Source organism: Streptomyces marispadix (assembly GCF_022524345.1).
In the GTDB taxonomy this organism is placed as follows: Bacteria; Actinomycetota; Actinomycetes; order Streptomycetales; family Streptomycetaceae; genus Streptomyces; species Streptomyces marispadix.
The window spans coordinates 2,354,426-2,380,544 of the sequence record NZ_JAKWJU010000002.1 but is presented as its reverse complement, the minus strand read 5'-3'; the positions used below and the strand labels follow the sequence as shown (position 1 = coordinate 2,380,544).

General features: G+C 70.9%; 22 protein-coding genes and 1 pseudogene. 13 read left to right on the top strand and 10 right to left on the bottom strand.

Features of this window, described 5'->3' with window-relative positions:
* Window positions 1-108: 108 nt before the first annotated feature.
* The 8 genes and pseudogenes from MMA15_RS10070 to galK form a co-directional block, all read left to right on the top strand.
* Window positions 109-591: pseudogene (locus tag MMA15_RS10070) on the top strand (YbaK/EbsC family protein); the annotation flags it as partial.
* 116 nt (window positions 592-707) lie between these two features.
* Window positions 708-1,640: an EamA family transporter gene (locus tag MMA15_RS10065; RefSeq protein WP_241058772.1), complete on the top strand. Its 933-nt coding sequence runs from the start codon at window positions 708-710 to the stop codon at window positions 1,638-1,640.
* Window positions 1,641-1,789: 149 nt separating this feature from the next.
* Window positions 1,790-3,691 carry an ABC-F family ATP-binding cassette domain-containing protein gene (locus MMA15_RS10060; protein ID WP_241063115.1) on the top strand — a complete coding sequence of 634 codons (1,902 nt, stop codon included), beginning with the start codon at window positions 1,790-1,792 and terminating at the stop codon, window positions 3,689-3,691.
* 322 nt (window positions 3,692-4,013) lie between these two features.
* A complete protein-coding gene (locus tag MMA15_RS10055) occupies window positions 4,014-5,900 on the top strand; it encodes an outer membrane protein assembly factor BamB family protein (RefSeq protein ID WP_241058771.1) in 1,887 nt (628 codons plus the stop codon).
* A 444-nt stretch (window positions 5,901-6,344) separates the two neighbouring features.
* Complete coding sequence (locus MMA15_RS10050; protein WP_241058770.1) at window positions 6,345-7,028, top strand: response regulator transcription factor; 684 nt, start codon at window positions 6,345-6,347, stop codon at window positions 7,026-7,028.
* A 459-nt stretch (window positions 7,029-7,487) separates the two neighbouring features.
* Window positions 7,488-8,696: a galactose-1-phosphate uridylyltransferase gene (gene galT, locus MMA15_RS10045; protein ID WP_241058769.1), complete on the top strand. Its 1,209-nt coding sequence runs from the start codon at window positions 7,488-7,490 to the stop codon at window positions 8,694-8,696.
* Complete coding sequence (galE, locus tag MMA15_RS10040) at window positions 8,650-9,765, top strand: UDP-glucose 4-epimerase GalE (protein ID WP_241058768.1); 1,116 nt, start codon at window positions 8,650-8,652, stop codon at window positions 9,763-9,765. Before galT ends, galE begins: the two co-directional genes overlap by 47 nt.
* Entirely contained in the window at window positions 9,762-10,919 is a 1,158-nt protein-coding gene (gene galK / locus MMA15_RS10035) for a galactokinase (protein ID WP_241058767.1), read from the top strand. The genes galE and galK overlap by 4 nt, the downstream gene beginning before the upstream one ends.
* Here galK and MMA15_RS10030 read toward each other — a convergent pair.
* Window positions 10,906-11,343 carry a GNAT family N-acetyltransferase gene (locus MMA15_RS10030; protein WP_241058766.1) on the bottom strand — a complete coding sequence of 146 codons (438 nt, stop codon included), beginning with the start codon at window positions 11,341-11,343 and terminating at the stop codon, window positions 10,906-10,908. The two genes, galK and MMA15_RS10030, sit on opposite strands and share 14 nt — an antisense overlap.
* Before the next feature lie 325 nt (window positions 11,344-11,668).
* On the opposite strand from MMA15_RS10030, the gene MMA15_RS10025 reads away from it, so the two are divergent.
* Entirely contained in the window at window positions 11,669-12,676 is a 1,008-nt protein-coding gene (locus MMA15_RS10025; RefSeq protein ID WP_241058765.1) for a LuxR C-terminal-related transcriptional regulator, read from the top strand.
* Between the two features lie 61 nt (window positions 12,677-12,737).
* On the opposite strand, the gene MMA15_RS10020 is transcribed toward MMA15_RS10025, so the two are convergent.
* Together MMA15_RS10020 and tamR are read right to left on the bottom strand one after the other, a co-directional pair.
* The gene (locus tag MMA15_RS10020) at window positions 12,738-13,505 is read right to left on the bottom strand and encodes an SDR family NAD(P)-dependent oxidoreductase (RefSeq protein ID WP_241058764.1); all 768 of its coding nucleotides are present in this window, start codon (window positions 13,503-13,505) and stop codon (window positions 12,738-12,740) included.
* A gap of 247 nt (window positions 13,506-13,752) precedes the next feature.
* Window positions 13,753-14,250, bottom strand: a complete 498-nt coding sequence (tamR, locus tag MMA15_RS10015; protein WP_241058763.1) for a MarR family transcriptional regulator TamR — start codon at window positions 14,248-14,250, stop codon at window positions 13,753-13,755.
* Between the two features lie 72 nt (window positions 14,251-14,322).
* On the opposite strand from tamR, the gene MMA15_RS10010 reads away from it, so the two are divergent.
* From MMA15_RS10010 to pip, 3 genes are all read left to right on the top strand, one after another.
* Window positions 14,323-15,201, top strand: coding sequence for a methyltransferase domain-containing protein (locus MMA15_RS10010; RefSeq protein ID WP_241058762.1), 879 nt, complete (start codon window positions 14,323-14,325; stop codon window positions 15,199-15,201).
* Window positions 15,198-15,641 carry a VOC family protein gene (locus MMA15_RS10005; RefSeq protein ID WP_241058761.1) on the top strand — a complete coding sequence of 148 codons (444 nt, stop codon included), beginning with the start codon at window positions 15,198-15,200 and terminating at the stop codon, window positions 15,639-15,641. The genes MMA15_RS10010 and MMA15_RS10005 overlap by 4 nt, the downstream gene beginning before the upstream one ends.
* 209 nt (window positions 15,642-15,850) lie before the next feature.
* Window positions 15,851-16,870, top strand: coding sequence for a prolyl aminopeptidase (gene pip, locus MMA15_RS10000; RefSeq protein WP_241058760.1), 1,020 nt, complete (start codon window positions 15,851-15,853; stop codon window positions 16,868-16,870).
* A 48-nt stretch (window positions 16,871-16,918) separates the two neighbouring features.
* Here the strand turns inward: pip and MMA15_RS09995 are convergent, their stop codons facing one another.
* The 3 genes from MMA15_RS09995 to MMA15_RS09985 form a co-directional block, all read right to left on the bottom strand.
* Entirely contained in the window at window positions 16,919-17,251 is a 333-nt protein-coding gene (locus tag MMA15_RS09995; RefSeq protein ID WP_277400945.1) for a type II toxin-antitoxin system VapC family toxin, read from the bottom strand.
* A gap of 78 nt (window positions 17,252-17,329) precedes the next feature.
* Window positions 17,330-18,028, bottom strand: a complete 699-nt coding sequence (locus tag MMA15_RS09990; protein ID WP_241058758.1) for a TetR/AcrR family transcriptional regulator — start codon at window positions 18,026-18,028, stop codon at window positions 17,330-17,332.
* Entirely contained in the window at window positions 18,025-19,035 is a 1,011-nt protein-coding gene (locus MMA15_RS09985; protein ID WP_241058757.1) for an acyl-CoA desaturase, read from the bottom strand. The genes MMA15_RS09990 and MMA15_RS09985 overlap by 4 nt, the downstream gene beginning before the upstream one ends.
* 529 nt (window positions 19,036-19,564) lie before the next feature.
* Between MMA15_RS09985 and ppc the strand changes: the two genes are divergently transcribed.
* Window positions 19,565-22,252 (top strand): phosphoenolpyruvate carboxylase, encoded by a 2,688-nt coding sequence (ppc, locus tag MMA15_RS09980; protein ID WP_241063114.1) that lies wholly within the window; start codon window positions 19,565-19,567, stop codon window positions 22,250-22,252.
* Window positions 22,253-22,363: 111 nt separating this feature from the next.
* On the opposite strand, the gene MMA15_RS09975 is transcribed toward ppc, so the two are convergent.
* The 4 genes from MMA15_RS09975 to MMA15_RS09960 all read right to left on the bottom strand — a co-directional run bounded on the left by MMA15_RS09975 (window position 22,364) and on the right by MMA15_RS09960 (window position 26,117).
* Window positions 22,364-22,939 carry a hypothetical protein gene (locus tag MMA15_RS09975; protein WP_241058756.1) on the bottom strand — a complete coding sequence of 192 codons (576 nt, stop codon included), beginning with the start codon at window positions 22,937-22,939 and terminating at the stop codon, window positions 22,364-22,366.
* A gap of 250 nt (window positions 22,940-23,189) precedes the next feature.
* A complete protein-coding gene (gene pth / locus MMA15_RS09970) occupies window positions 23,190-23,819 on the bottom strand; it encodes an aminoacyl-tRNA hydrolase (protein WP_241058755.1) in 630 nt (209 codons plus the stop codon).
* A gap of 372 nt (window positions 23,820-24,191) precedes the next feature.
* On the bottom strand, window positions 24,192-24,800 hold the full coding sequence (locus tag MMA15_RS09965) for a 50S ribosomal protein L25/general stress protein Ctc (RefSeq protein WP_241058754.1): 609 nt from the start codon (window positions 24,798-24,800) through the stop codon (window positions 24,192-24,194).
* A 339-nt stretch (window positions 24,801-25,139) separates the two neighbouring features.
* On the bottom strand, window positions 25,140-26,117 hold the full coding sequence (locus MMA15_RS09960; protein ID WP_241058753.1) for a ribose-phosphate diphosphokinase: 978 nt from the start codon (window positions 26,115-26,117) through the stop codon (window positions 25,140-25,142).
* Window positions 26,118-26,119: the final 2 nt, after the last annotated feature.

Sequence of the window (26,119 nt, the reverse complement as noted above, 5' to 3'; positions counted from 1 at the left end):
GAGGCGCGTGTTCCGGTATCTGCGGTCCAGGGACTGCGGACGCGGGAGTCCCGGCGACGGGAAAAACACCGTCGCGTGCCCCGCGCCACGGCAGGTAGCGTCCGCCCCATGAGCAAGGCGCCAACAGCCCACCCCCGTTTCGCCGAAGCCCTCTCCGCCCTCGGCCTCGACCCCGTCGTACGCGGTTTCCCGGACGCCACCCGCACCGCCGCGCAGGCCGCCGAGGCCATCGGCTGCGAGCTGAGCCAGATCGTGAAGTCCCTGGTCTTCGAGGCCGACGGCGAGCCCGTACTCGTGCTGATGGACGGGGCTTCGCGTGTCGATGTCGCCCTCGTACGGGCCGAGTTGGGCGCGAAGACCGTGCGACGGGCGAGCGCCGGACTCGTACGCTCGGCGACGGGCTATGCGATCGGCGGCGTGCCGCCCTTCGGGCACGTCGAGGAGATGCGCGTGCTGGCCGACCGGGGACTCCTCGCACACGACGAGGTCTGGGCAGCCGCCGGCACCCCGCACACGGTCTTCCCCCTCGCTCCCGCCGAGTTGATCGAGCACGCCCGCGGCACGCTGGCCGACGTACGCGAACAGAACGCGGGCACGCCGTCCGACGCGGGCGGACAGGACGCGGGCGGACAGGTCGCAGGCGGACAAGGCGCGGGCGGGCAAGAGGCACGCGCGCGGGACGGGCGCGGCGAGACCGCCGGCGTTCCGTGACGCCGCTGGTCGTCGCGGCGGTACTGGTCGCCGCAGTCACCCACGCCTCCTGGAACGCCCTCGCCCACCACATCAAGGACCAGCTCCTCGCCTTCACACTCGTCGGCGTCGGCGGCGCGCTGTGCGGGCTGGTGCTGGCGTGCTTCGTACCGCTGCCCGCCTCAGGGGCATGGCCCGCGCTGCTGGTGTCGGCGCTGCTGCACGTCGTCTACCAGGTGCTGCTGATGCGGTCGTTCGGGCTCGGCGACTTCGGCCAGATGTACCCCATAGCGCGTGGCACGGCACCGCTCGTGGTGACGGTCCTCGCAGCGCTCTTCCTCCAAGAGCTGCCGGACGCCTGGCAGTTGACGGGAGTGGCCGTCGCCTCGGCGGGGCTGCTCGGCGTCGCGCTGTGGGGGATACGGCGCCGGGGCCACGGGACGGGCGACGGCCCGGCCGGGCCCATCGAGCACCCCGTGCCCACCGGGCAGGACGCGTCCGGCCCGGCACCCGCCCCTTCCTCCCGCCGCCCCGCGCTGATCGCCGCCGTCGCCACGGGGCTCGCCATCGCCTCGTACACCGTCGTCGACGGGGCGGGCGTGCGCGCCGCGGGCTCCGCGCCCGGATATGTGGCCTGGCTGATGATGCTCCAGAGCTTCGTCATCCCCGCCTACGCGATCGCCACCCGCCGCGGCGCGCTGCTCGCCCAGCTCCGGCCGCTCGCCGTACGCGGCGTGATCGCGGGCGCGCTGTCCATCGCGGCCTACGGGCTCGTCCTGTGGGCCCAGACCCGTGCGCCCCTCGCCCCGGTCGCGGCCCTGCGTGAATCCTCGATCATCGCGGGCGCGGCCATAGGCGCCCTGTTCTTCAAGGAACGCTTCGGTGCTCCCCGTGTGGCCGCCTCCGCGCTGATGGTCGGCGGGATCGCCCTGATGCTGCACGGCGGCTGACGTAGCCGGGCGTCCCGCGGGCGGCAGGCCGGACCGGGCAGGACGGCATATCGGGCGGACGAACCCGGCCGCCGGCGGCTCAGTACCCTGGAGGGCTGATGCCGGGCCCCATGCCGGAGGCCAAGGGAGCCGTGTGCGACAGGAGTGAGATGGCCGTCAACCTCGTCAATCTGGAAGCCGTGAGCAAGGTCTACGGCACCCGGGCGCTGCTGGACGGCGTCTCGCTCGGCGTGAGCGAGGGCGACCGCATCGGCGTCGTGGGGAGGAACGGGGACGGCAAGACCACCCTGATCCGGCTGCTGTCCAAGCTGGAGCCCGCCGACGACGGCCGCGTCACCCACTCCGGCGGGCTGCGACTGGGAGTGCTCGCCCAGCACGACTCGCTCGACCCGTCCGCGACCGTACGGCACGAGGTCGTCGGCGACATGGCCGACCACGAGTGGGCGGGCGACGCCCGCATCCGCGACGTGCTGACGGGACTCTTCGGCGGCCTCGACCTGCCCGGCTTCCCACAGGGCCTCGACACCGTGATCGGCCCGCTCTCCGGCGGCGAGCGGCGCCGTATCGCGCTCGCTCAACTCCTCATCGCCGAGCAGGACTTGATCATCCTCGACGAGCCCACCAACCACCTCGACGTCGAGGGCATCGCCTGGCTCGCCGCTCATCTGCGCGCACGCCGCTCGGCGCTGGTCTGCGTGACGCACGACCGCTGGTTCCTGGACCAGGTGTGCACACGTATGTGGGACGTGCAGCGAGGCTCGGTGCACGAGTACGAGGGCGGCTACTCCGACTACGTCTTCGCGCGGGCCGAGAGGGAACGCATCGCCGCTCAGGAGGAGGCCAAGCGCAAGAACCTGATGCGCAAGGAGCTGGCCTGGCTGCGCCGCGGCGCCCCGGCCCGTACGAGCAAGCCACGCTTCCGCATCGAGGCGGCGAACGCGCTGATCGCCGACGAGCCGCCGCCGCGGAACGACGCGGAGCTGATGCGCTTCGCCGACTCGCGCCTCGGCAAGACCGTCTTCGACCTGGAGGACGTCACTTTGCAGGCCGGGTCCAAGTCGCTGGTGCGGCACCTGACCTGGCAGCTCGGGCCGGGCGACCGCGTGGGGCTGGTCGGAGTGAACGGCTCCGGCAAGACGTCGCTGCTGAAGTCGCTCGCCGCGACCGCCCGAAGCGGCGGCGAGGAGCAGTCGGAGCTGGTCACGGGCGGAAGGGTGAAGGTCGGCAGGACGGTGAAGCTGGCGTATCTCTCGCAGGAGGTCGCCGAGTTGGACCCGAAGCTGCGCGTGCTGGAGGCCGTCGAACAGGTACGCTCCCGCGTCGACCTCGGCAAGGGCCGTGAGCTGACCGCGTCGCAGCTCTGCGAGCGCTTCGGCTTCGTGAAGGACAAGCAGTGGACGCACGTGGGCGACCTCTCCGGCGGTGAGCGTCGCAGGCTTCAGATCCTGCGGCTGCTGATGGACGAGCCCAATGTGCTCTTCCTCGACGAGCCGACCAACGACCTCGACATCGAGACCCTCACCCAACTCGAAGACCTGCTGGACAGTTGGGCCGGTTCGCTCGTGGTCGTCTCCCACGACCGCTTCTTCATCGAACGTACGACGGACCAGGTGTACGCGCTGCTCGGCGACGGCACGCTGCGGATGCTGCCGCGAGGCATCGACGAGTATCTGGAACGGCGTGCGCGGCAGCGGGAGTCGGCGCAGCCGAGCGCCGACGCCCGTACGGGCTCCGTAGGTTCGGGGAAGCGGGCTCAGGCACTGGCGGCCTCGTCGTCCACGTCCACGGCCTCGTCCTCCGCGGCCGCCTCCTCCGAGGCTCAGTCCGCGAGGAAGCCCGCGGCGATCGCGCGTGCCGGGCAGAAGGAGATGCAGCGCATCGAGCGCAGGCTCGACCGGATCGGGGAGAAGCAGTCCGAGCTGCACGAGGCCATGGCCGAGCACGCCACGGACTTCGAGCGGGTGGCCGGGCTCGACGCCGAGCTGCGCGAACTGGACAGCGAGCGGGAGAATCTGGAGACGCGCTGGCTGGAACTCGCCGAAGGCGCCTGAGGCGCTTGCGAGTTCGCCCGCCACAGGGGGCACATCCGTACCGGGCCGATACGCTCCAGGGCCCGGTCCGGTGCACACACCCGTGAGTTCTCCTCGGCGGAGGGCTACTCGCGCGTCGCTAACGGCCGGACAACGGCTGCGTCTCGGCCACGTCTCTTACGTCATCCACCGACGGGAACCGGACCGCCGGTCGGTGGTGTCCGGTGATAGAAAGACATCCGCGTACAAGCCAGCCGAAGGCGGGCCTGATGTCCGATTCGCTCCGCCCTACGGGGGTTTGAGGGGCGGGTGTCCGGTCTGAACGTCAACGAGGGAATCGCTCATGTCGCAGCCGCCTCCGCCGCCCAGTCAGCCCCCGGCAGGGGACACACCTGACCCGGACAAGTCCGCCGAGGACACAGGCAGCCCTGAACCGGCCCCCGGGCTGGACAAGGAGTCCGGAGCGTCCGGGGCGCCGGGGGCTCAGCAGCCGCCGTCCGGCTCCCCCGGCGAGACCCCTCAGCAGCCCGCGCAGCCACCGCAGCAGCCGGGCGGCTTCGGCGCGCCGCCGCAGCCTCCGGCCGGTGGCTACGGCTATCCGCAGCAGCCGCCAGCGGGCGGTTTCGGGGCTCCGCCGCAGCCTCCGGCAGGCGGTTACGGCTATCCGCAGCAGCCACCGCAGGGCGCCGGTTACGGCTTCCCCCAACAGCCGCCCCAGGGCGGCGGATACGGCTACGGCTACGCGCAGCAGCCCGGCCAGCCTGGTCAACCGGGCCAGCCGTACGGCCAGAACCCGGGCATGTACCCGACGGCCCCTCCCGGCGGCCCCTATGGACCCGGCGCACCGGGCCAAGGCGGCGGCAACGGCAAGGTGATCGCGATCGTCGCGGCCGCGGTCGCCGCCGTGCTGGCGGTCGTGACGGTCGGCTTCTTCCTGGTGCACGAGAACGGCAAGACGGAGGCCGAGGGCGAGAAGAAGACGGGCACGACCGGCGGCGGAGGCGGCAAGCCGGCGAGCACCGAGGGCAGGGAACTGTTCAAGATCCCGTCGCCGAAGCTCACGGACGAGGAGACGGCGAGCGTCACGGGCGCCTGGGCCACCGACAAGATCTTCGCGAAGAGCACCCTCGACGGCATCATCGGCATGGACGCCGCCAGCGGGAAGCAGGCGTGGAAGATCTCCCTCGACGGCCAGATCTGCGCCGCGTCCAGGCACGCCACGGACGACGGCAAGACGGCCGTGATCGTCGCCGAGACCAGGTCCTCTCGCGCGAGGTGCAATCAGATGGCCGTCGTCGACCTGGACAAGGGCAAGAAGCTCTGGCAGGAGACGATGCCCAACAGCGACAGCGCCACCACGCTGGGCATGAACATGAGCATCAGCCAGAACGTCGTCGCCGCCAAGTGGATCGGCGGCTCCGTGGCGTACAAGCTCTCCGGCGGCGGGCCGCTGTGGAAGTCCGAGGGCAGCAGCGGTACGGGCGGCTGCGAGGACGAGGGCTTCGCGGGCGGCAAGGAGCTGATGGCGGTCGTGCAGTGCGGCAGCTACAGCGAGCCGAAGCTGAAGGTGCAGAAGCTCAACCCCAAGACGGGCGAGGCGAATTGGGAGTTCGACGTGCCGAAGGGCGTGCAGAGCGCCCGGGTGGTCTCCTCCGACCCGGTGGTGATCGCCGTCAGCGCCGGCACCAGCACCACCACGGACGTGATGACGGTCGGTGAGGACGAGAAGCTCAAGTCCAAGATCTCCCTCGGCGACCGCAAGTACGACCCGGGATGCAGCACCGGCGTCGAGTCGTGCTCCAGCGTCGTGGTCGACGACGACTACGTCTATCTGCCCTCGGCGCGGCACCAGGGCGACTCCGCGTCGACCAACGAGATCATCGCCTTCGACATCGACTCCGGGCGCCCCAAGTGGAAGTCGGACGCGGGCGAGCGGCGCACCATCGTGCCCGTACGCATGGAGGGCGACAAGCTCATCGCGTACAAGAAGCCGACGTACGACGCGGGCGGGCAGGTCGTCGCCGTCGATCCGGCCGCGCAGGGGAAGCAGGAGCTGTACATGCGCAACCCCGACGACAGCGCCGAGATCGAGAACAACCTCGCGGGCATCACCCTGCGCGAGCCGCCCCTGTACCAGAACGGGCGTCTCTTCCTCCACCAGACGATCCTGTCGAAGCGGAGCACGAGCAGCTACGGCAAGTACCTCGGCATCGGCTTCGGCGCGAAGTGACCGCCGACTGTGCGGTGGCGTACGGGCGTTGAGGACTGCGAGGTGTCAACTGGACGCTGACGGCAGCGGGTTGACGCCCGCGTCGAGGCGACCGAGTCGAGGCGCCCGCGGAGCCCGGCCGTGCGGGGCCGATCGTGCGGCGAAGGCGGCAGAGCGAACGCTCTGCCGCCTCTGCCGTTACAACTGCCGGGCGACGGCGGCGCGTTGACGTGAGCATCCTGGCCGCCGTGCCGACGGGCGCGTCGCAATGACCGTGTGAGGCACGCCTGATCACCGTTCGTCCGCCGTTCCTCCCACTTCTCCCCCCGAAGTGGCCCGGAACGGCGGGGGAACGTGTAGCTTCCGTGGGCACAGGAGGGGCCGCTCCCCGCGGGCCCGGGCCACCCGGGCCGCAGGGGCCTTCAGGGGGCGCCCCACATGGAGCGGCGGTGGGGGTTGTTGCGCATGAGCGTCCGGCTCATGGTGGTGGACGATCACAGACTGCTCGCCGAGGCGCTGGCTTCGGCGTTGAAACTGCGCGGCCACCGGGTGCTGGCTGCCGCCGCCCCGAGCGCGGGTGCGGCGGATCTGGTGCTGAGCAGGGCGCCCGAAGTGTGTCTGCTGGGCACGGCGGTTCCCGCCGAGGCGGGCGTCTTCGATCCGGTGGTGCGGATAAAGCACGAGAAGCCGCAGATAGCCGTCGTGGTGCTGGGCCCCGTGCCGAGTCCTCGCGGTGTGGCCTCCGCCTTCGCCGCGGGCGCGTCCGGCTACGTGCGGCACGACGAGCGCATAGAGGGCGTCGAGCGCGCCATGATGAAGGCACGGGCAGGCGACGTCGCGGTGGCGCCGCAGCTCCTTCAGGAGTCCTTCGCCGACCTCCTCAATCCGGCCCCCGAGCCCGACGACGAGGGCGCACGTCTCCTCCAACTCCTCACGCCCCGTGAGGTGGAGGTGCTGACGCGGGTCGCGGAGGGGGAGGACACCCGTCTTATCGCCACGGGGATGAACATCGCGCCGAGCACCGCCCGTACCCATGTGCAGCGGGTGCTGATGAAGCTGGGCGTCGGCTCCCGGCTGGAGGCGGCGGCACTGGCGGCCCGCACGGGGCTGCTCGATCGGGCATACGAGCCGGGCGCGTCGCAGGGCTGACCGCCGAGAGGCCCCGAGAGCGAGGAGCCGTGCCGTGCGCGGGCCCGGCCGCCGGCAGTGAGGCGCGACGCGCACGAGCAGCCGACTGCCCGCCGACGCCGCGCAGTTGAGCCCCGCTCACGCCGGCACGCCACGCCGGCACGCCCAAGTCGGCACCACTCACCTTGGATCGCCCCACGTCGACGGCGCCACTGTTCGCTGCCGAATGTCGCAAACGCGTAGGCCCCCAGCCGTGTGCGCACTATGTACCGTATTGCGGCCTGTGGAAACGGTCGCGGCTGTTGTCAGTGCCATGTGTGAGGCTGTTCAACGGCCTTGGAGCCCGATGTTGGTCTCTGATTATTTCTGTGTGATTATGTTTGAGAGGCTTCGCGGGGGCAGAGACCGCACACGAGATCCGGACGAGAGACAAGAACGCTGAGACGCACCGAGTCGGCTGCTGGTGAGGAGTGAACACCGTTGAAGAAGACGTCGAACCGGCTGGCCGACGGCCGCGAGATCATCTATTTCGATCTGCGTGACGACAAGGTGCGCGACCGCGACGACCGGCGTCCGCTCGGGCGCACCACCACGGCCTCCGAGATCCGCTACGACCCGCTGCTCGCGGAGTGGACCGCTGTCACCGCGCACCGGCAGGAGCGTACGTACCACCCGCCCGCCGACGCCTGCCCGCTCTGCCCGACCCGCGACGACGGGAATCCGAGCGAGATCCCCGAACCGGACTACGACGTCGCGGTGTTCGAGAACCGCTTCCCCTCATTCGCGGGCGGGCCCGGCCCGGAGACCGCGGACGGCGCTGTGCCTTCCGTGCGCGACGGACTGCTGACGCACCGACCCGGCGCTGGCCGCTGCGAGGTCGTGTGCTTCACCTCCGACCACCACGCCTCGTTCGCGTCCCTCACCGGCGAGCATGCCGGGCTCGTGCTCGAAGCATGGACCGACCGCACCGCCGAGCTGTCCCAACTCCCGGGCGTGGAGCAGATCTTCTGCTTCGAGAACCGTGGCGCGGAGATCGGCGTGACCCTCGCGCACCCGCACGGGCAGATCTACGCCTATCCGTTCGTCACGCCGCGCACCGCGCGCATGCTCGACTCCGTGGCCCGGCACGCGGCCCGTACGGACGGACGGAACCTCTTCGACGACGTACTCGCGGCTGAACTGTCCGACGGCCGCCGCGTGGTGTGCCGGAACGAGCACTGGGTGGCCTTCGTCCCGCACGCCGCGCACTGGCCGTACGAGGTGCACCTCTATCCCACCGGCCGGGTGCCGGACCTGATGGCGCTCAGCGAGGAGGCGAGGGCGGCGTTCCCGGGGATCTATCTGGAGGTGCTGCGCCGCTTCGATCGCATCTTCGGCCCGGACGAGCCGCCGACCCCTTATATATCCGCCTGGCACCAGGCGCCGTTCTCGCTGCCCGCACGCGGGCGGCAGACGGACGGCGTACGGGACGGTGCCGCGATGTCCGTCGCCCGCGAGGACTTCGCACTGCACCTTGAGCTTTTCACCATCCGACGGACTTCCGGCAAACTGAAGTTCCTCGCGGGTTCCGAATCCGGGATGAGCGTGTTCATCAACGATGTGCCGCCGGAGCGGGCGGCCGAGCGACTGCGAGAGGTAGCGAGTGACTGCCAGCCCACGGGGGAGGACCCCCGCAGCACACAGCGGTAAGTACCTGGTCACGGGCGGCGCGGGTTACGTCGGGAGCGTCGTGGCCGCCCATCTGCTGGAGGCCGGGCACTCCGTGGTCGTGCTCGACGACCTCTCCACCGGCTTCCGCGACGCGGTCCCCGAAGGCGCCGAGTTCGTCGAGGGGCGCGTGCAGGACGCCGCACGGGTGCTGGACTCCTCGTACGACGGCGTGCTGCACTTCGCGGCCCACTCCCAGGTCGGCGAGTCCGTCCAGGACCCCGGCAAGTACTGGAACAACAACGTAGGCGGCAGCATCGAACTGCTCAGCGCCATGCGGGAGTCGGGCGTGCGCAGGCTCGTCTTCTCCTCGACCGCCGCCACCTACGGCGAGCCGGAGAGCACCCCCATCCACGAGGACGCGTCCGAGGCGCCCACGAACCCCTATGGCGCCTCCAAGCTCGCCGTGGACCACATGATCAGCGGGGAGTGCCGTGCGCACGGCCTGGCCGCCGTGTCCCTGCGCTACTTCAACGTCGCGGGCGCCTACGGGCGTTACGGCGAGCGGCACGACCCCGAGTCGCATCTGATCCCCATCGTGCTCCAGGTCGCGCAGGGCCGCCGCGAGGCGGTCTCCGTCTTCGGCGACGACTATCCGACACCCGACGGCACCTGTGTACGCGACTACATCCATGTCGCCGACCTCGCGGAGGCCCATCTGCTCGCCATGGCCGCGATGCACGGCGAGCGCGGGGACCCCGGCGCGGGCGAAGTCCCCGCAGGCACGCATCTGATCTGCAACCTGGGCAACGGCAACGGCTTCTCCGTACGCGAGGTCGTCGAGACCGTCCGCAAGGTCACGGGGCACCCGGTGCCCGAGACCGCCGCGCCCCGGCGGGAGGGCGACCCGGCGCAGCTCGTCGCCTCGGCGGAGCGTGCCGTGAGCCGTCTCGGCTGGCGGCCCACGCGTACGGACCTGGCCGAAATCGTCCAGACCGCCTGGGACTTCGCCCGGTCGCGGACTTCCCGTGAAGAGCAGGCCGCAGCCGCCGAAGGCGCGCTCTCCGGCGGCGAGCGCGGTTCCGGCGGCAGGGAACGAGGGGGAGCATGACGGGCTTCCACTCGGTGTACGGGTCGTCGCCGGAGGGTGTATGGGAGGCGCCGGGCCGCGTCAATCTGATCGGCGAACACACCGACTACAACGACGGTTTCGTCATGCCGCTCGCTCTGCCGCAGACGTGCCGCGTGGAGGCGGCCCGCCGGGACGACGGCGTGCTGCGGCTGCACTCGGCCGACACCTCCGGCGGCGTCACCGAGCTGCGTGTGGACACCCTCGGCCCGCAGTCGCCCGGTACGGCAGGCGACCGCGGCGGCTGGGCCGCGTACCCGGCGGGAGTGGCATGGGCGCTGCGTGCCGCGGGCCACCAAGTGGGCGGCGCCGACCTGCACTTCGAAAGCAGCGTGCCCACCGGCGCCGGGCTCTCCTCGTCCGCCGCGCTGGAGGTCGCCACGGCCGTGGCGCTCGACGGGCTGTACGGGCTGGGCCTGCCGCCGCACCGCATCGCGGAGCTGTGCCGCCGCGCGGAGAACGAGTTCGCGGGCGTGCCCTGCGGAGTGATGGACCAGATGGCGTCCGCGTGCTGCACCGAGGGCCACGCCCTGTATCTCGACACCCGCGACCTCACACGCAGACAGGTCCCCCTCGACCTCGCGGCGAAGGGCCTGCGGCTGCTCGTCGTCGACACCCGCGTCAAGCACGCGCTGGGCGACGGCGCCTACGCCGAGCGCCGAGCGGGCTGCGAGGCCGCCGCCGCCGAGCTGGGCGTGCCCAGCCTGCGCGGCGTCACCCCCGGTGAACTCCCGTCGGCGCTGGGCCGGTTGACGGACGCGTCGCTGCGCCCGCTGGTGCGGCACGTCGTCACTGAGAACGAACGCGTCGCACGCACCATCCGCCTCCTCGACGCGGGCGAGACGCACGCCGTCGGGCCCGTACTGACCGAAGGACACGCCTCGCTGCGTGACGACTTCCGCGTCTCCTGCCCCGAACTCGATCTCGTCGTCGAGGCGTCGAACACCGCAGGTGCCCTCGGGGCACGTATGACGGGCGGCGGGTTCGGAGGCTCGGCGATCGTGCTCGTAAGGGAGGACGCCGCGGAATCCGTGGCGAAGGCGGTCGCCGAGGCGTTCGCGGAGGCCGGTCACCGCGCTCCGAGCGTCTTCGAGGCGGTGCCCGGCCCCGGTGCGCGAAGGGTTACAGACGCTTGACGAAGAGATGCTCGGTGCATCCGGGCGGATAGTCCTCGATCTTTCCCACATGGTTGTAGCCGAGCTTCCGGTAGAAGCCGGGGGCCTGGAAATCGAAGGTCTCCACCCGCGAGTTGACGCATCCGAGCCGGTCACGGGCGTGTTCCTCGGCTGCGGCCATCAGCCGTGAGCCGAGGCCGGACCCTCTTGCCGACTCCTCCACCCACAGCAGCCGGATGTGCAGCCAGAACCCCCAAGCTTCGCCGACGAGGCCCCCGTTGAGCCTGTCGCCGTCGAACGCGTAGACCTCCACGGGCACTTCGGAATCCGAAGGTGTGCCGCGCAGCTCCGCCATCACCGGTGAGCTGCGGGAGTTGGATTCACGGAGCCGCTGACGCACGAGGCGGCGTCTTTCCTCGTCGGCCTGAGTCTCTATGCGGAACATGTCCCTCAGTTCACGTCACGCGCAAGCAGTTTCGCCAATCGGTTTCCGTTGTCATCCCCCGGCCTTACCCTGAGTCGTACGCATCGCACCGGTGGGGGCCGGTGCCAGTCAGGGGGCGGGCGGCCGGGCAGGCCACGCAGGCAGTGATGCCGGGCGGGGCAGGCAAGGGCGCGGCGGTGTCTCCCCCACGACCTTCGGTGTGGGAGGTACCCCCACCACGACCTTCGGTGTGGGAAGGGGGACCCGGCCGGGCGAGGGGATTCCCCCAGTACGCGCATCTCTTCCCTTCGCCGGGGGTGACGTACCCGCACTGCCAGGGGGCGACATGCAACGTATCCGTGTGCTGGTGGTCGACGACCACCGCATCTTCGCCGAGTCCCTGGCCGCTGCGCTCGCGGCCGAGCAGGACGTCGAGGTCGCCGCGGCGGGCAGTGCGCAGGCCGCGCTGCGCTGCCTGGAGCGGGGCGCCGCGGACGGGCGCCGCTTCGACGTGCTGCTGGTGGACGCGGACTTGTCGCCGCCGCCAGGGGGCGCGGGCGCGGCTACGGGCGGAGGGCCAGGCGCACACGGCCATGCCGGACCTGCGAACGGGGCCAACTGGCCGCCGTCTTCGGTGGCTTCACGTGACGGCTCGCCCAACGGGCCGCCGTCGGCGATCACTTCGGCCCCCGGCTCGACGGGTCAGGGCCCGCCGGGAGCCGCGCGTCCGCCCGGCGCCCCGGCCTCCGGAGTTCAGGCCGCCTCCGGTGTCCCGACTCCCGTAGGCGGGCAGCAAGTCGGCCCTCGTTCCGCCTCATCCGGTGGCAGGTCCCAGGCGCCGTCGGACGCCGACCCCGGCGGCATCCCCCTCGTAGGGCGGGTACGCAGCGACCACCCGGCGGTGCGCACGGTCGTACTGGCCGAACGGGACGATCCGCGTCAGGCCGCGTCAGCCCTACAGGCCGGTGCCGGAGGCTGGGTCGCCAAGGACTGCTCGCTCTCCCGGCTGCTCCAGGTCATCCGCGGTGTGCTGAAGGACGAGACGCATCTGCCGCCGGCGCTTCTGACGGGCGTGCTGAAGGAGTTGACCGCGTCCCGCAAGCATCGTACGGAGAGCGAACGGCTCGTGGAGTCGCTGACGCCGCGCGAGCGGGAGGTGCTGCGCTGCATGGTCGCGGGTCTCGGCCGCAAGGCCGTCGCCGAGCGGCTCTATCTCTCGCCGCACACCGTCCGTACGCATATGCAGAACGTCCTGGGCAAGCTGGGGGTCCACTCCACGCTGGCCGCGGTCGCGCTGGCACGCAGGGCGGGAGTTGGCCCGGTCGACCTGGAGCCGAGCGGCGCGGCGCGCTGAACCTGGGCCGCACAGCGCGAAGTCGGAGGGCCTGGCGCGGACCGCCGGACGACCGGCGGCCTCACAGCGAGGTCTTGTACACGCTCCAGCCGCCGTCCACGACGAGGCTTGTGCCCGTCACATACGAGGCGTCGTCGGAGAGCAGGAACGCGATGGCGGCGGCCACTTCGTCGGGATGGCCGTAGCGGCCCGCGACGGTCTGCTCGGCGGTCCGCCGTGCGTCCTCCTCGCTCGTGCCCTCCCAGGCGCCGGTGACGATCGGCCCCGGCAGCACGCTGTTGACGCGGATTCCGGGGCCGTAGTCGACTGCGAGCTGACGGCCGAGCCCCGTTAGACCCGCCTTCGCCGCCGCGTACGCGGGCCGCTCCCGCAGACCCACCAGAGCCTGCACCGACGAGGTCAGCACCACCGAACCGCCTCGTGCGCGCAGATCGTCCAGGCACGCACGCAGACCGAGGAACGCGCCCGTCAGATTCACATGGAGCTGCCACTGCCAGTCGGAGAGGGAGAGCTGTCCGGCCTCGCCCGGCAGCATCAGCCCGGCGTTGCTCACCAGCCCGTCGAGCGGCCCGAAACCGTCGTGTGCGGTGCGTACCGCCCTGTTCCATGCGGGCTCGTCGGTGACGTCGCCCAGCACGAAGGCGGCACGGCCCCCGGAGGCCGTGATCTCGCGTGCGGTGCGATGGCCGTCGCCCTCGTCGCTGTCGAGTACGACCACGGCCGCGCCCTCATCGGCCAGCCTGTGAGCCGTAGCGGCCCCGATGCCCGCGCCACCGCCTGTGATGAGGACGGTGCGTCCCGCGAATCGATCCGAATGACGTCCGCCCATGCACGGATGTTACGGGCTGTGCCTCACCTCCCGCAGCGGGGCACCCCGGGCACGGCCGCGCGGCTGCCCCGGCGGACTTCCGGCAGGCACTCGGCAGGATTGCGACGGGTCCTCAACCCGCCCGTGCCCGCCGGGACTTCGGCGCTGCGACGACGGGCGGTCCGGGTCGCGGGCCGCCCGCACGGCGACGCACACAACGCCGCGCATCATGACCGCTCGCGCCCCGCCCACGCCCCCATCGGCCGTCTCAGCCTGGGATGTTGTCGAACGGCGCCGTCAACTGACGTAGCAGCGAAGCGAGTTCGGCCCGCTGCGCCGAGGACAGCTCCACGAGGATCGCGCGCTCCTGCGCGAGGAGCCCGGCCAGTGCGCTGTCCGTGCGGTCGCGGCCCTCGGCGGTCAGCCGCACCAGCACACCTCGCCGGTCGCTGGGGTCGGGCAGGCGCTCGACGAGGCCCTTCTTGGCGAGCCGGTCGATGCGGTTCGTCATGGTCCCCGAGGTGACCAGAGTCTGAGTGAGGAGCTGCCCGGGGGAGAGCTGATACGGCGTGCCCGCGCGGCGCAGCGCGGTGAGAACGTCGAACTCCCAGGGCTCCAGGTTGTGTTCGGAGAACGCGAGACGGCGTGCGCGGTCCAGGTGCCGTGCGAGTCTGCTCACGCGGCTGAGGACCTCCAACGGTTCCACGTCGAGGTCCGGGCGCTCGCGGCGCCAGGCTGCCACCAGTCGGTCGACCTCGTCCTCCATGTGATCAGTGTAGTAGTTGTGTCGACATGAAGTCTCTTGACATCGAGATAACTTCGGCGGGAAGCTGCCCCCATGACGTCACCTGTCTGGGACCCAGAGCTGTACGAACGCCACTCGGCGCACCGCAACCGCCCCTCACAGGACCTCCTCGCCCGGGTGCCCTCGCTGCCCGACGAGGCGACCCCGCACATCGCCGACCTCGGCTGCGGGCCCGGCGGCCCCTCCCTGCTGCTCGCCGAACGCTGGCCCCGCGCCCGTATCACCGGCTACGACAACTCCCCGGCCATGCTGCGGGAGGCCCGCGCCTACGCCGGGAAGACCTCCGCCGGGGGCAGCCTCGAATTCGTGGACGCCGATCTCTCCACATGGCGCCCCGGCCCGGGTGAGCACTTCGACCTGCTCTTCTCCAACGCGGCCCTGCACTGGGTGCTCCCCGTCGAGGGCAACGGAGGGGCGGGCTCCGCCGGTGGCGAGGCAGGCCTACCCGGGCATGCGGCGCTCTTCCCGTCATGGCTCGGAGCCCTGCCGCCCGGCGGCGTCCTCTGCTTCCAGGTCCCGGGCAACTTCGACGCCCCGAGCCACGCGCTGCTGCTGGAACTGCGCAACTCCCCGCGCTGGCGCGGCCGTCTGGGCACCGCTTCCCGCTCCGGTTCCGTACTGGACCCGGCCGGCTATCTCGACGTGCTGGACGCGATGGGCTGCGACGTGGACGCCTGGGAGACCACGTACGCCCATGTGCTGCACGGCGAGGACGCCGTACTGGACTGGGTCAAGGGCACCGGGCTGCGGCCGGTACTCACGCTCCTCGCGGACGAACCGGCCGCGCAGGCGGAGTTCCTCGACGAGTACGGGCGGCTGCTGCGCGAGGCGTATCCCCCGCTGGGCGGCGACCCCTCGCGGGGCACGGTCTTCCCCTTCCGGCGCATCTTCGTAGTGGCGGTGAAGCGATGACGGACCACGAACCCCTGCCCGAGACCCGCACCGGCCCCGAGGGAGCCGCCCGCGCGAGCGGGACCGTCGACTCCCTCGACCACGTGCAACTCGCGGCGCCGCCAGGCTCAGAGGACGCCCTCCGCGCGTTCTACTCGGGCGTCCTCGGCATGGAGCAGATCCCCAAGCCGCCGGTGCTCGCCGCACGCGGCGGCTGCTGGTTCGCGGCGGGAACGGCCGTGCTGCACCTCGGAGTCGAGAAGGACTTCCGTCCCGCCGAGAAGGCGCACCCCGGCATCCGCGTCCGTGGGATCGACGAGTTCGCGGAACGCCTCCGCGCGGGAGGCGCCGACGTGGTCTGGGACGACGACTTCCCGGGGCACAGGCGCTTCTACTCCTTCGACCCGGTCGGAAACCGCCTGGAGTTCCTGGAGCCCTCCATCCCGGAGCCCTCGGACTGAGCCTGGAGCCGCCGGGCCCTGGGCTTCCGAGCCTCCGAACCCTTGGGCTTCCGAGCCTCCGAGCCCCGGCGGTTTCCGCCGCCCGCCCGCCGCCTCCCGACCGTGCGCACGCCGCCCAACTGGACTGCGGCGTCCGTACGTTGCGCTTTCATCCCGGCTTGGGCCGCATCTCGATCAGCCACTGGATCGCCGCGCCCTGACACACCATCATGCTTACGGTCGTTCCCAACCCTGCAAGCCGGAAGGGCTGCCGCAAAGTGAACTCGCTCCACCCGCCCATCGAGCCGTACGACCACGGGATGCTCGACGTCGGTGACGGCAACCGCATCTACTGGGAAGTCTGCGGCAACCCCGACGGCAAGCCCGCCCTCGTCGTGCACGGTGGCCCCGGCTCGGGCTGCGGCACGGTCGCACGCAGGCGCTTCGACCCCGACCGCTACAAGGTGGTCCTCTTCGACCAGCGCCAGTGCGGACGCAGCACCCCGCACGCCGCCGACCCCTCCACGGACCTGACCTCCAACACCACCGGCCATCTGGTCGCCGACATGGAACTCCTGCGCCGCCACCTGGACATCGAGCGCTGGCTGCTCTTCGGCGGCTCATGGGGCTCCACGCTGATACTCGCCTACGCCCAGCGGCACCCGGACCGCGTCTCGGAGATCGTGATTCCCGCCGTCACCACCACCCGGCGCTCCGAGATCGACTGGCTCTACCGGGGCGCCAGGCTGTTCTTCCCCGAGGAGTGGCGGCGTTTCCGTGACGCCGTGCCCGAGGCGGGCCGCGACGCGACCCTCCCCGACGTCCTCGCGGCGTACGCGGAGCGCATGGCCGACCTGGACCCGGCGGTGAGGGCCGAGGCCGCCCACGAGTGGTGCCGGTGGGAGGACACCGTGCTGTCCATGGAGACGCCGAGCGACGCCGAGAAGCCCTTCTCGGACCGGCCGGACGCCGCCCGGCACGCCCTCGTCCGTATCGCCGCGCACTACTTCTCCAACGGAGCGTGGCTGGAGGAGGGCGCGCTCATCAGGGAGGCAGGGCGCCTCGCGAACATCCCCGCGGTGCTCATCCACGGGCGCTTCGACATGGGCGGACCGCTCGCCACCGCCTGGGAACTGGCACGCGCCTGGCCCGGTGCCCGCCTCGTCGTCGTGGAGGACGCCGGCCATCTCGGCAGCGACGCCATGAGCGCCGAAATCCGCACGGCGCTCGACGAGTTCGCCTCCCGCTGACCTGGTACGCCGCTGACCTGATACGAACGTGCCGGCCCCGCGGAACCGTCAGGGGAGCAGTGTGAATCCCGGGACATGCCGGGGCCGGACAGCGCTGAAGTGGTTGCGGTCGACGGTGGCCACTTCGGCGGCTCCGAGGCGTTCGGCGCATGCGATCACGGATGCGTCGACTATGCCGAGGGGGAAGCCGACGTACTGCGCGGTCAGTTCGGCTATGCGCAGCCAGTCCTCGGGCCGCACCGGTTCGGCACTGAAGGCTCCCTCGGCGAAGTCCTGAGCGAGCAGCAACTCCGTCCGCGGGCCGAGGCGTCGCTCCACGAGATGAGCCACCTCGGCGATTGCCAGGGCCGGCACGACGAGCGGCCCCGGGTGCGTCTCCAGCAGATCGGTACAGGGTCCGTGCCAGGCGTCGCGCCGTTGCGGCCTGTGTCCAGGCGTGCACTCGATGGAATGAGAGGGTCAGCTTCGCCGGTGGCCTATCAGCCTCGGCCTCGCCTCCAGCCCGTCCAGGCCGTGCCACGCCAAGTTGACGAGATGCGCGGCGACTTCGGCCTTCTTCGGCTTGCGTACGTTCAGCCACCACTGGCCGGTGAGGGCCACCATGCCGACCAGCGCCTGCGCGTAGAGCGGCGACAGCTTCGGATCGAAGCCGCGGGACTTGAACTCCCGGCCCAGGATGTCCTCGACCTGTGTGGCGATGTCGCTGATCAGGGACGCGAAGTTGCCCGTCGACTGTGCGACGGGCGAATCGCGTACGAGGATGCGGAAACCGTCCGTGTAGACGTCGATGTAGTCGAGCAGTGCGAACGCCGCCTGCTCCAGCAGCTCCCGTGGGTGCCCCCCGGTGAGGGCACCCGTCACCATGTCCAGGAGCTGTCGCATCTCACGGTCGATGACGACCGCGTAGAGACCTTCCTTGCCGCCGAAATGCTCGTACACCACCGGCTTGGAGACGCCCGCCTTCGCCGCGATCTCCTCGACGGACGTGCCCTCGAAGCCCCGTTCGGCGAACAGGGCACGTCCGATGTCGAGAAGCTGCTCGCGGCGCTCCTTGCCGCTCATCCGGCGACGTGCGGCGCGCTTCTCCTTCTTGGCGGCCCTTGCCGCCCCTCTTGCGGGTTTGGCGGTGCTGTCATCGGTCGGCACAGACTCCATCATGCCGCTTGGCGAGACGGCTCCTTGCGGCGGGAGTCGATACGCGAACGGGCCGGCCAGCGCACGTCGTACGCCCAGCCCGCGAGCTCCATCCAGCGGATGATCCGGGCGCTGGAGTCGAGTTGGCCGCGCTCCACACCGTGGCGGGCGCTCGTCGGGTCCGCGTGGTGCAGGTTGTGCCAGGACTCGCCGCAGGACAGGATCGCCAGCCACCACACGTTGCCCGACTTGTCACGGGACTTGAACGGCCGCTTGCCCACGGCGTGGCAGATGGAGTTGATGGACCAGGTGACGTGGTGCAGCAGCGCCACACGCACGAGCGAACCCCAGAAGAAGGCCGTCAGCGCGCCCTGCCAGGACATCGTCGCCAGAGCGCCGATCACGGCGGGCAGCAGCAGCGACACCGTCGTCCACAGCACGAACTGCTTCGAGACGGCGCGGATCGCGGGGTCCTTGATCAGGTCGGGTGCGTACTTGTGCTGCGGGGTCTGCTCCTCGTCGAACATCCAGCCGACGTGCGCCCACCACAGGCCCTTCATCAGGGCGGGGACGGTCTCGCCATAGCGCCACGGCGAGTGGGGGTCGCCCTCGGCGTCGGAGAACTTGTGGTGCTTGCGGTGGTCGGCGACCCAGCGCACCACCGGGCCCTCCACGGCCAGTGAGCCGAGGACGGCGAGTGCGATCCGCAGCGGCCTCTTCGCCTTGAAGGAGCCGTGGGTGAAGTAGCGGTGGAAGCCGACCGTGATGCCGTGGCAGCCGATGAAGTACATGGCCGTGAGCAGGCCGAGGTCCAGCCAGCTCACCCCCCATCCCCACATCAGCGGCACCGCGGCGAGCAGTGCCACGAAGGGGACCACGATGAAGGCCAGCAGCGCGATCTGCTCCACCGAGCGGCGCTTCTCGCCGCCCAGCGTCGCGGAGACCACGACGGGGGAGTCCGGGGCGTCGGAGCCGGGTTTCCTACGGGTGTCGGGGGAGCTGTCGAGTACGTCCGGGGGGCTGGTGGTCATAGATGTCCCTTGTCAGAGCGGTAAGGGGCTGCGCGTCGTGCACTTTTCGCGTCTCGTGCCCACGCAAGTCCTACGGAACCGTAACCTACGGCATCGTAAGTATGGCAGCCCTCACAGGCCTAGCAAGGGGGGCGTGGGGCAGACGGGTGCGTGCTCACCCATCGGACGTCGCGCCGGTCCGGCAGCCGCCCGCGCATATCCTGGGGAGCGTCGGACAGCGCGGTCCGTGACCTGCCCGAAGCAAATGCCGCAAGGAGCCTCACCTGTGAGCAGCGCCGAAGTGAGCCGTGCCGAGATCCGCCGCCGGCAGGGCGGAGACGGGTCCGGACCCGGCCACGGGACCGATGCCGCGACCGCTTCCGACTCCGCCTCGGAGAACCCTGTGGACAAGCCCTCGCAGACCCCCGCCGGAAGGAACACCGGCCCCGCCGACAGCGCCGAGACCGCCTCGGGCCGCGCCGCCGACACCGCCGCGGCAGCCCCCGAGACCTCTCCCGAGACCGCTGCCGAAGCAGAGTCCGCCAGCGCGCTGCGCGCCGACATCCGCCGCCTCGGCGATCTGCTGGGCGAGACCCTCGTACGCCAGGAGGGCAGGGAACTGCTCGATCTGGTCGAGCGGGTGAGGGCCCTCACGCGCAGCGACGGGGAGGCCGCCGCCGCCCTGCTGGGCCAGACCGACCTGGAGACGGCGACGAAGCTCGTACGGGCCTTCTCCACGTACTTCCATCTCGCGAACGTCACCGAGCAGGTGCACCGCGGCCGGGAGCTGCGTGCCCGGCGTGCCGCCGAAGGCGGGAACCTCTCCCGCACCGCCGACATGCTCAAGGACGCCGACCCCGCGCACCTCGCCGAGACGGTGCGGCACCTGGGCGTGCGGCCCGTCTTCACCGCGCATCCCACGGAGGCCGCGCGGCGCTCCGTACTCACCAAGCTCCGCAAGATCGCCGAACTGCTGGAGCACACCGACCCGCTGGAGCGCAGCCGTACGGATCTGCGTCTCGCCGAGAACGTCGACCTGGTGTGGCAGACCGACGAGTTGCGCGTCGCACGGCCCGAACCGGCCGACGAGGCGCGTAACGCCGTCTACTACCTGGACGAGCTGCACCGCGGCGCCGTCGGCGACGTGCTGGAGGACCTCGCCGCGGAGCTGGAGCGTGCAGGGGCGCCCCTTCCCACCGGCACCCGGCCGCTGACGTTCGGCACCTGGATCGGCGGCGACCGGGACGGCAACCCCAACGTCACCCCCGAGGTGACGTGGGAGGTGCTGCTGCTCCAGCACGAGCACGGCATCACCGACGCCCTGGAGCACATCGACGAGCTGCGCGGCGCCCTGTCCAACTCCATCCGCAACAGCGGCGCCACCAGCGAACTGCTCGACTCCCTCAGCCGCGACCTGGAGCGGCTTCCCGAGATCAGCCCGCGCTACAAGCGGCTCAACGCAGAGGAGCCGTACCGCCTCAAGGCCACCTGCGTACGGCAGAAGCTGCTCAACACCCGCGACCGCCTCGCCTCGGGGGCTCCGCACGTGGACGGGCGGGACTATCTCGGCACCGCCGAACTCGTCGACGACCTGATGCTGTTGCAGACGTCGCTGCGCGCTCATCGCGGTGAACTCGTCGCGGACGGGCGGCTGGAGCGTGTGCTGCGCACTCTCGCGGCGTTCGGGCTCCAGCTCGCCACCATGGACGTGCGCGAGCACGCGGACGCCCATCACCACGCCCTCGGCCAGCTCTTCGACCGTCTCGGCGAGGAGTCCTGGCGCTACATCGACATGCCCCGCGACTACCGGCAGCGCCTGCTCGCCAAGGAGCTGCGCTCCCGGCGTCCGCTGTCGCCGTCGCCGGCGCCGCTGGACGCCGCGGGGGCGAAGACCCTCGGTGTGTTCACCACCGTCCGCAAGGCGCTGGAGACCTTCGGTCCGGAGGTCGTGGAGTCGTACATCATCTCCATGTGCCAGGGCGCGGACGACGTGTTCGCCGCCGCGGTGCTGGCCCGTGAGGCGGGCCTGGTCGACCTGCACGCGGGCTGGGCGAACATCGGCATCGTCCCGCTGCTGGAGACCACGGACGAGCTGAAGATCGCCGACGAACTCCTCGACGCGATGCTCTCCGACCCCTCCTACCGCAAGCTCGTCTCGCTGCGCGGCGACCTCCAGGAGGTCATGCTCGGCTACTCCGACTCCTCCAAGTTCGGCGGGATCACCACCTCGCAGTGGGAGATCCACCGTGCACAGCGGCGGCTGCGCGACGTGGCGCACCGGCACGGCGTACGGCTGCGGCTCTTCCACGGACGCGGCGGCACCGTGGGACGCGGCGGCGGCCCCACCCACGACGCGATCCTCGCCCAGCCCTGGGGCACCCTCGAAGGCGAGATCAAGGTCACCGAGCAGGGCGAGGTCATCTCGGACAAGTACCTCGTGCCGTCGCTGGCGAGGGAGAACCTGGAGCTGACCGTCGCGGCCACGCTCCAGGCGTCCGCGCTGCACACCGCGCCCCGCCAGTCCGACGAGGCGCTCGCGCGCTGGGACGCGGCCATGGACACCGTCTCCGACGCGGCGCACGGCGCGTACCGGCGGCTCGTGGAGGACCCGGATCTGCCCGCGTACTTCTTCGCCTCCACGCCCGTGGACCAGCTCGCCGAACTCCATCTGGGCTCCCGGCCCTCGCGGCGGCCCGACAGCGGCGCCGGACTCGACGGACTGCGCGCCATCCCCTGGGTGTTCGGCTGGACGCAGTCACGGCAGATCGTGCCCGGCTGGTACGGCGTCGGGACCGGGCTGAAGGCGGCACGGGAGGCCGGGCTCGACGGGGTGCTCCAAGAGGCCCACGAGCACTGGCACTTCTTCCGCAACTTCCTCGCCAACGTCGAGATGACCCTGGCCAAGACGGATCTGCGCATCGCACAGCACTACGTCGACACCCTGGTGCCCGGCGAACTCAAGCACGTCTTCGAGACCATCCGCGCCGAGCACGACCTGACCGTGCGGGAGGTGCTGGGCATCACCGGGGAGCGTGAACTGCTGGACGCCAGCCCGGTATTGAAGCAGACGTTCGCCATCCGCGACGCCTACCTCGACCCGCTGTCGTACCTCCAGGTGACGCTGCTGCACCGGCAGCGTGCCGCGGCGGAACGCGGCGAGGAGCCCGATCAGATGCTCAGCCGGGCGCTGCTGCTGACGGTCAACGGCGTCGCGGCGGGGCTGCGCAACACCGGCTGACGCGGAGGAGGAGCCGCCGGCCTCAGAGCGCCGCCGCTGGTGGGGAAGTCCCCGCCGCGGCGGCGCCGCGCGTTCGACGGCCGCCGCTGTCATGGCACTTCAGGCGCCTCGTCAGAACGTGAGAACCGCCCAGGAGGCGCCCATCAGCGCCACGCCCAGCAGTCCCAGCACCAGCGCCGTACGTTTCATGCGCATACCGCCGACGAAGACGAGCGCCGCCAGCACCAGCGAACCTCCCAGCGGCACCGCGCCGTAGAGGGCGCCCGACGGTCCCGTCCGTACGGCCTCCCCGGTGCCCGGGCGCAGCGCCACCTGGAGCCGTTCGCCGACCGTGCCGGACGCGGACTCGGCGATCGTCACCTTCCGCACCCGCGAACCGCTCGAACCGGCGGAACCGTTCGCACCGGCCGAACTGCCGCCGCCCGCCTCGGGGATGAACGTTCCGGCGCACTCCTCCTCGCCGCACTTCGCGATGCGTACCGTGCCCCGCACATCTCCCGTGAGCGCCGGTCCGGCCGTCTGCCAGGACGTCCAGCCGCCCGCTACGAGAAGCAGCACCGCCACGAGGGTCAGCACGATGTTCCGCGTCAGCAGCAGCACGCCGAACATGCTCTCCCCTGCCCGGCGAGTGCGGCTGCGCCTTCTGGCTCTGCCGGTACCCGTGGAAGAGGACGTCGAGGAGGACATGGCCGGATCCTTGGGCAGATCGCCCAGAGGGTCAACCTCCGCGCCCTGCTTGGGCGTCGAATGCCGATCCGCCCGGGTCCTCCCGTAAAGCACCGATCGGGAAGCGGTGCCGCATGGGTGGGTGTGACCCCGGAGTCGCCGACTCCATTGCAGGGGAGGCGAGTTGAATGTGCGCGCTCAGCAGGGCGTGCGTGCTCTGCGAGGCGTGCGTGCTCTGCGAGGCGTGCGTGCCCTGCGAGTCGTGCGTGCCCTACGAGTTATAGGTGCTCTGTGCCCGCTCCAGGCCGTCCAGCACCAGCGACTCCACGGCGTCAGCCGCCCGGTCGGCGAAGTAGTCCAACTCCTTGCGTTCCGCCGTGGAGAAGTCCTTCAGCACATAGTCGGCGACCGGCATCCGTCCGGGCGGGCGGCCCACGCCGAACCGCACCCGGTAGTACCCCGGACCCAGCGACTTCGTAAGGGACTTGAGCCCGTTGTGCCCGTTGTCGCCGCCGCCCAGCTTGAGACGCAGCACGCCGTAGTCGATGTCCAGCTCGTCGTGGACGACCACGATCCGGTCCACCGGCACCTTGTAGAAGTCCCGCAGCGCCGTCACGGGGCCGCCGGAGAGATTCATGTACGACATCGGCTGTGCGAGCACCACTCGGCGGCCCGACGGCGATCCCGGCGGCCCGAACCGGCCCTCCAGCACTCGCGCACGCGACTTGTGGGTCTTGAACTTCCCCCCGATACGGGACGCGAGGAGATCGGTGACCATGAAACCGATGTTGTGCCGGTTGCCGGCGTACCCGGGGCCGGGGTTGCCCAGGCCCACGATCAGCCAGGGACCCGACGGGCCGTCCGCGGCACCGGCGGCACCCGTACCGGCAACAGTCGTCATCTCAGCGGCCCTTCGGAATCAGGCGTCCAGCCTTCGGCGTACAACGGCAGTGGGAACGAGCGCCGCCGCGCCCCGCACGGCCCGTGCGGCCGGGGAACGCGGCGGCAGTCGGAGAACAGATCCGGAACGTCACCGCCCCTGGCCGGGACCAGGGACGCGACCGCCAGGGTCAGCACCGGGCCGGGGCGGACCGGGCCAAGTCCCGGACGGGAGAGCCCCGTTCGGGACCGCTCCCCGTTCGGGACTGTCTCGTCCGCGACCGCCCTGTTCCGGGAACGTCCTGTTCGGGACCGTCGCGGAACGAACGCTCCGGGAGGCGACCCCGGAACCGGCTTCCGGGCGAGTGCCCGGGAACGGGGCCGCCGCCGGACGTCACTCGGAGGCGGCCTCGCCCGCGGCCTCCGTCTCGCCCGCGGCCTCCTCCTCGGCGGAGGGCTCCTCCGCCTGGGCCGCCAGCACCTGGATCACCACGTCGTCCTCCTCGACGGCCAGCGACGTGCCCTTCGGCAGCTTGATCTGGTAGGCGGTGACGGAGTCGCCCGCGTCGAGACCCTCGACGGACACCGTGACCGACTCCGGGATGTGAGTGGCCTCGGCCTCGACCGGCAGCGCGTTCAGCACGTGCTCCAGCAGGTTCTGCCCGGGAGCCAGCTCACCCTCGACGTGAATCGGGATCTCCACGTTGACCTTCTCGCCGCGGCGCACCACCAGCAGGTCGGCGTGGACGAGGAAGCCGCGGATCGCCTCGCGCTGCACGGCCTTGGGGATGACGAGCTGCTTCTTGCCCTCGACGTCCAGGTGGATCAGGACGTTCGGCGTCTTGAGCGCCATCATCATGTCGTAGCTGGGCAGGGCCACGTGGACCGGGTCCTCGCCGTGGCCGTAGATCACCGCGGGGATCTTCTCCTCGCGGCGCAGCCGGCGGGCAGCGCCCTTGCCGAACTCGGAACGGACGCTCGCGGAAAGATTGACGTCAGCCATGCTGCGCTCCTCGCACTCGAAAACGGATCTGGCATCTGTGGTGTCACTCGGTCCGTCCACGACAGACCGGCCACGCCGCAGAGCCGGCCGCGGACGTAAGCCGCGGGGACCCTGGCGAAGAGCGCGCGTCGATAACGGATGAGCCGGGAGCATGCGGCCGACGCGTCGAACGCCTGCGCCGGAGCACGAACACGGCCTCCCTCGCCGAGCGACATCGCGAGTCTACGGGGCGAGGAAGGCCGTGCGGAAATCGATCACGAGCAGGCAGCCGCCGGTGGGCGGCCGGTGGCCGGTCGCCGAGCCACAGGGCAGGAGGAGCGGCGAGTGCGCCGCCGCGTCCTACGCCTGCTCGTCGAAGAGGCTGGTCACCGACCCGTCCTCGAAGACCTCGCGCACCGCGCGGGCGATCGTCGGCGCCATCGACAGCACAGTGATCTTGTCCAGGTCCTGTTCGCCGGGCGTCGGCAGGGTGTTGGTGAAGACGAACTCGCTCACCTTCGAGTTCTTCAGACGGTCCGCCGCGGGGCCCGACAGCACACCGTGCGTGGCGGTGACGATCACGTCCTCGGCGCCGTTCGCGAACAGCGCGTCCGCCGCGGCGCAGATCGTGCCGCCGGTGTCGATCATGTCGTCGACCAGCACGCACACCCGGCCCTCGACGTCACCGACGACCTCGTGCACCGTCACCTGGTTCGCGACCTCCGGGTCGCGGCGCTTGTGGACGATCGCCAGCGGCGCGCCGAGACGGTCCGCCCAGCGGTCGGCGACCCGTACCCGGCCCGCGTCCGGCGAGACCACCGTCAGCTTGTCCCTCGCCACCTGCTCGCCCACGTAGTCGGCGAGCACCGGCAGCGCGAAAAGGTGGTCCACCGGGCCGTCGAAGAATCCCTGAATCTGATCCGTGTGCAGATCCACGGTGAGAATGCGGTCCGCGCCCGCCGTTTGAAGCAGATCCGCCATCAACCGCGCCGAAATGGGCTCCCGTCCACGGTGCTTCTTGTCCTGACGCGCATAGCCGTAGAACGGCACGATCACCGTGATACTGCGCGCCGAAGCACGCTTCAAAGCGTCGATCATGATCAGTTGCTCCATGATCGACTTGTTGATCGGAGCCGTGTGGCTCTGCATCAGAAAACAGTCGGCGCCACGGGCGGACTCCTGGAAGCGGACGTAGATCTCGCCGTTCGCGAAGTCGAAAGTCTTGGTCGGGACCACGCCGATACCGAGCTGTTCCGCGACCTCCTCCGCAAGCTCGGGGTGGGCGCGGCCGGAGAAGAGCATCAATTTCTTCTCGCCGGTCGTCTTGATCCCGGTCACTG

What these genes read in the sequence shown, in the direction of transcription:
- MMA15_RS10060 (WP_241063115.1), top strand. Translation starts at nt 1,790, where the DNA reads ATGGCCGTCAACCTCGTCAATCTGGAAGCCGTGAGCAAGGTCTACGGC.
- MMA15_RS10055 (WP_241058771.1), top strand. Translation starts at nt 4,014, where the DNA reads ATGTCGCAGCCGCCTCCGCCGCCCAGTCAGCCCCCGGCAGGGGACACA.
- MMA15_RS10050 (WP_241058770.1), top strand. Translation starts at nt 6,345, where the DNA reads ATGAGCGTCCGGCTCATGGTGGTGGACGATCACAGACTGCTCGCCGAG.
- galK (WP_241058767.1), top strand. Translation starts at nt 9,762, where the DNA reads ATGACGGGCTTCCACTCGGTGTACGGGTCGTCGCCGGAGGGTGTATGG.
- MMA15_RS10030 (WP_241058766.1), bottom strand. Translation starts at nt 11,343, where the DNA reads ATGTTCCGCATAGAGACTCAGGCCGACGAGGAAAGACGCCGCCTCGTG.
- MMA15_RS10025 (WP_241058765.1), top strand. Translation starts at nt 11,669, where the DNA reads ATGCAACGTATCCGTGTGCTGGTGGTCGACGACCACCGCATCTTCGCC.
- MMA15_RS10020 (WP_241058764.1), bottom strand. Translation starts at nt 13,505, where the DNA reads ATGGGCGGACGTCATTCGGATCGATTCGCGGGACGCACCGTCCTCATC.
- tamR (WP_241058763.1), bottom strand. Translation starts at nt 14,250, where the DNA reads ATGGAGGACGAGGTCGACCGACTGGTGGCAGCCTGGCGCCGCGAGCGC.
- MMA15_RS10010 (WP_241058762.1), top strand. Translation starts at nt 14,323, where the DNA reads ATGACGTCACCTGTCTGGGACCCAGAGCTGTACGAACGCCACTCGGCG.
- MMA15_RS10005 (WP_241058761.1), top strand. Translation starts at nt 15,198, where the DNA reads ATGACGGACCACGAACCCCTGCCCGAGACCCGCACCGGCCCCGAGGGA.
- pip (WP_241058760.1), top strand. Translation starts at nt 15,851, where the DNA reads ATGCTTACGGTCGTTCCCAACCCTGCAAGCCGGAAGGGCTGCCGCAAA.
- MMA15_RS09990 (WP_241058758.1), bottom strand. Translation starts at nt 18,028, where the DNA reads ATGATGGAGTCTGTGCCGACCGATGACAGCACCGCCAAACCCGCAAGA.
- MMA15_RS09985 (WP_241058757.1), bottom strand. Translation starts at nt 19,035, where the DNA reads ATGACCACCAGCCCCCCGGACGTACTCGACAGCTCCCCCGACACCCGT.
- MMA15_RS09975 (WP_241058756.1), bottom strand. Translation starts at nt 22,939, where the DNA reads ATGTCCTCCTCGACGTCCTCTTCCACGGGTACCGGCAGAGCCAGAAGG.
- pth (WP_241058755.1), bottom strand. Translation starts at nt 23,819, where the DNA reads ATGACGACTGTTGCCGGTACGGGTGCCGCCGGTGCCGCGGACGGCCCG.
- MMA15_RS09965 (WP_241058754.1), bottom strand. Translation starts at nt 24,800, where the DNA reads ATGGCTGACGTCAATCTTTCCGCGAGCGTCCGTTCCGAGTTCGGCAAG.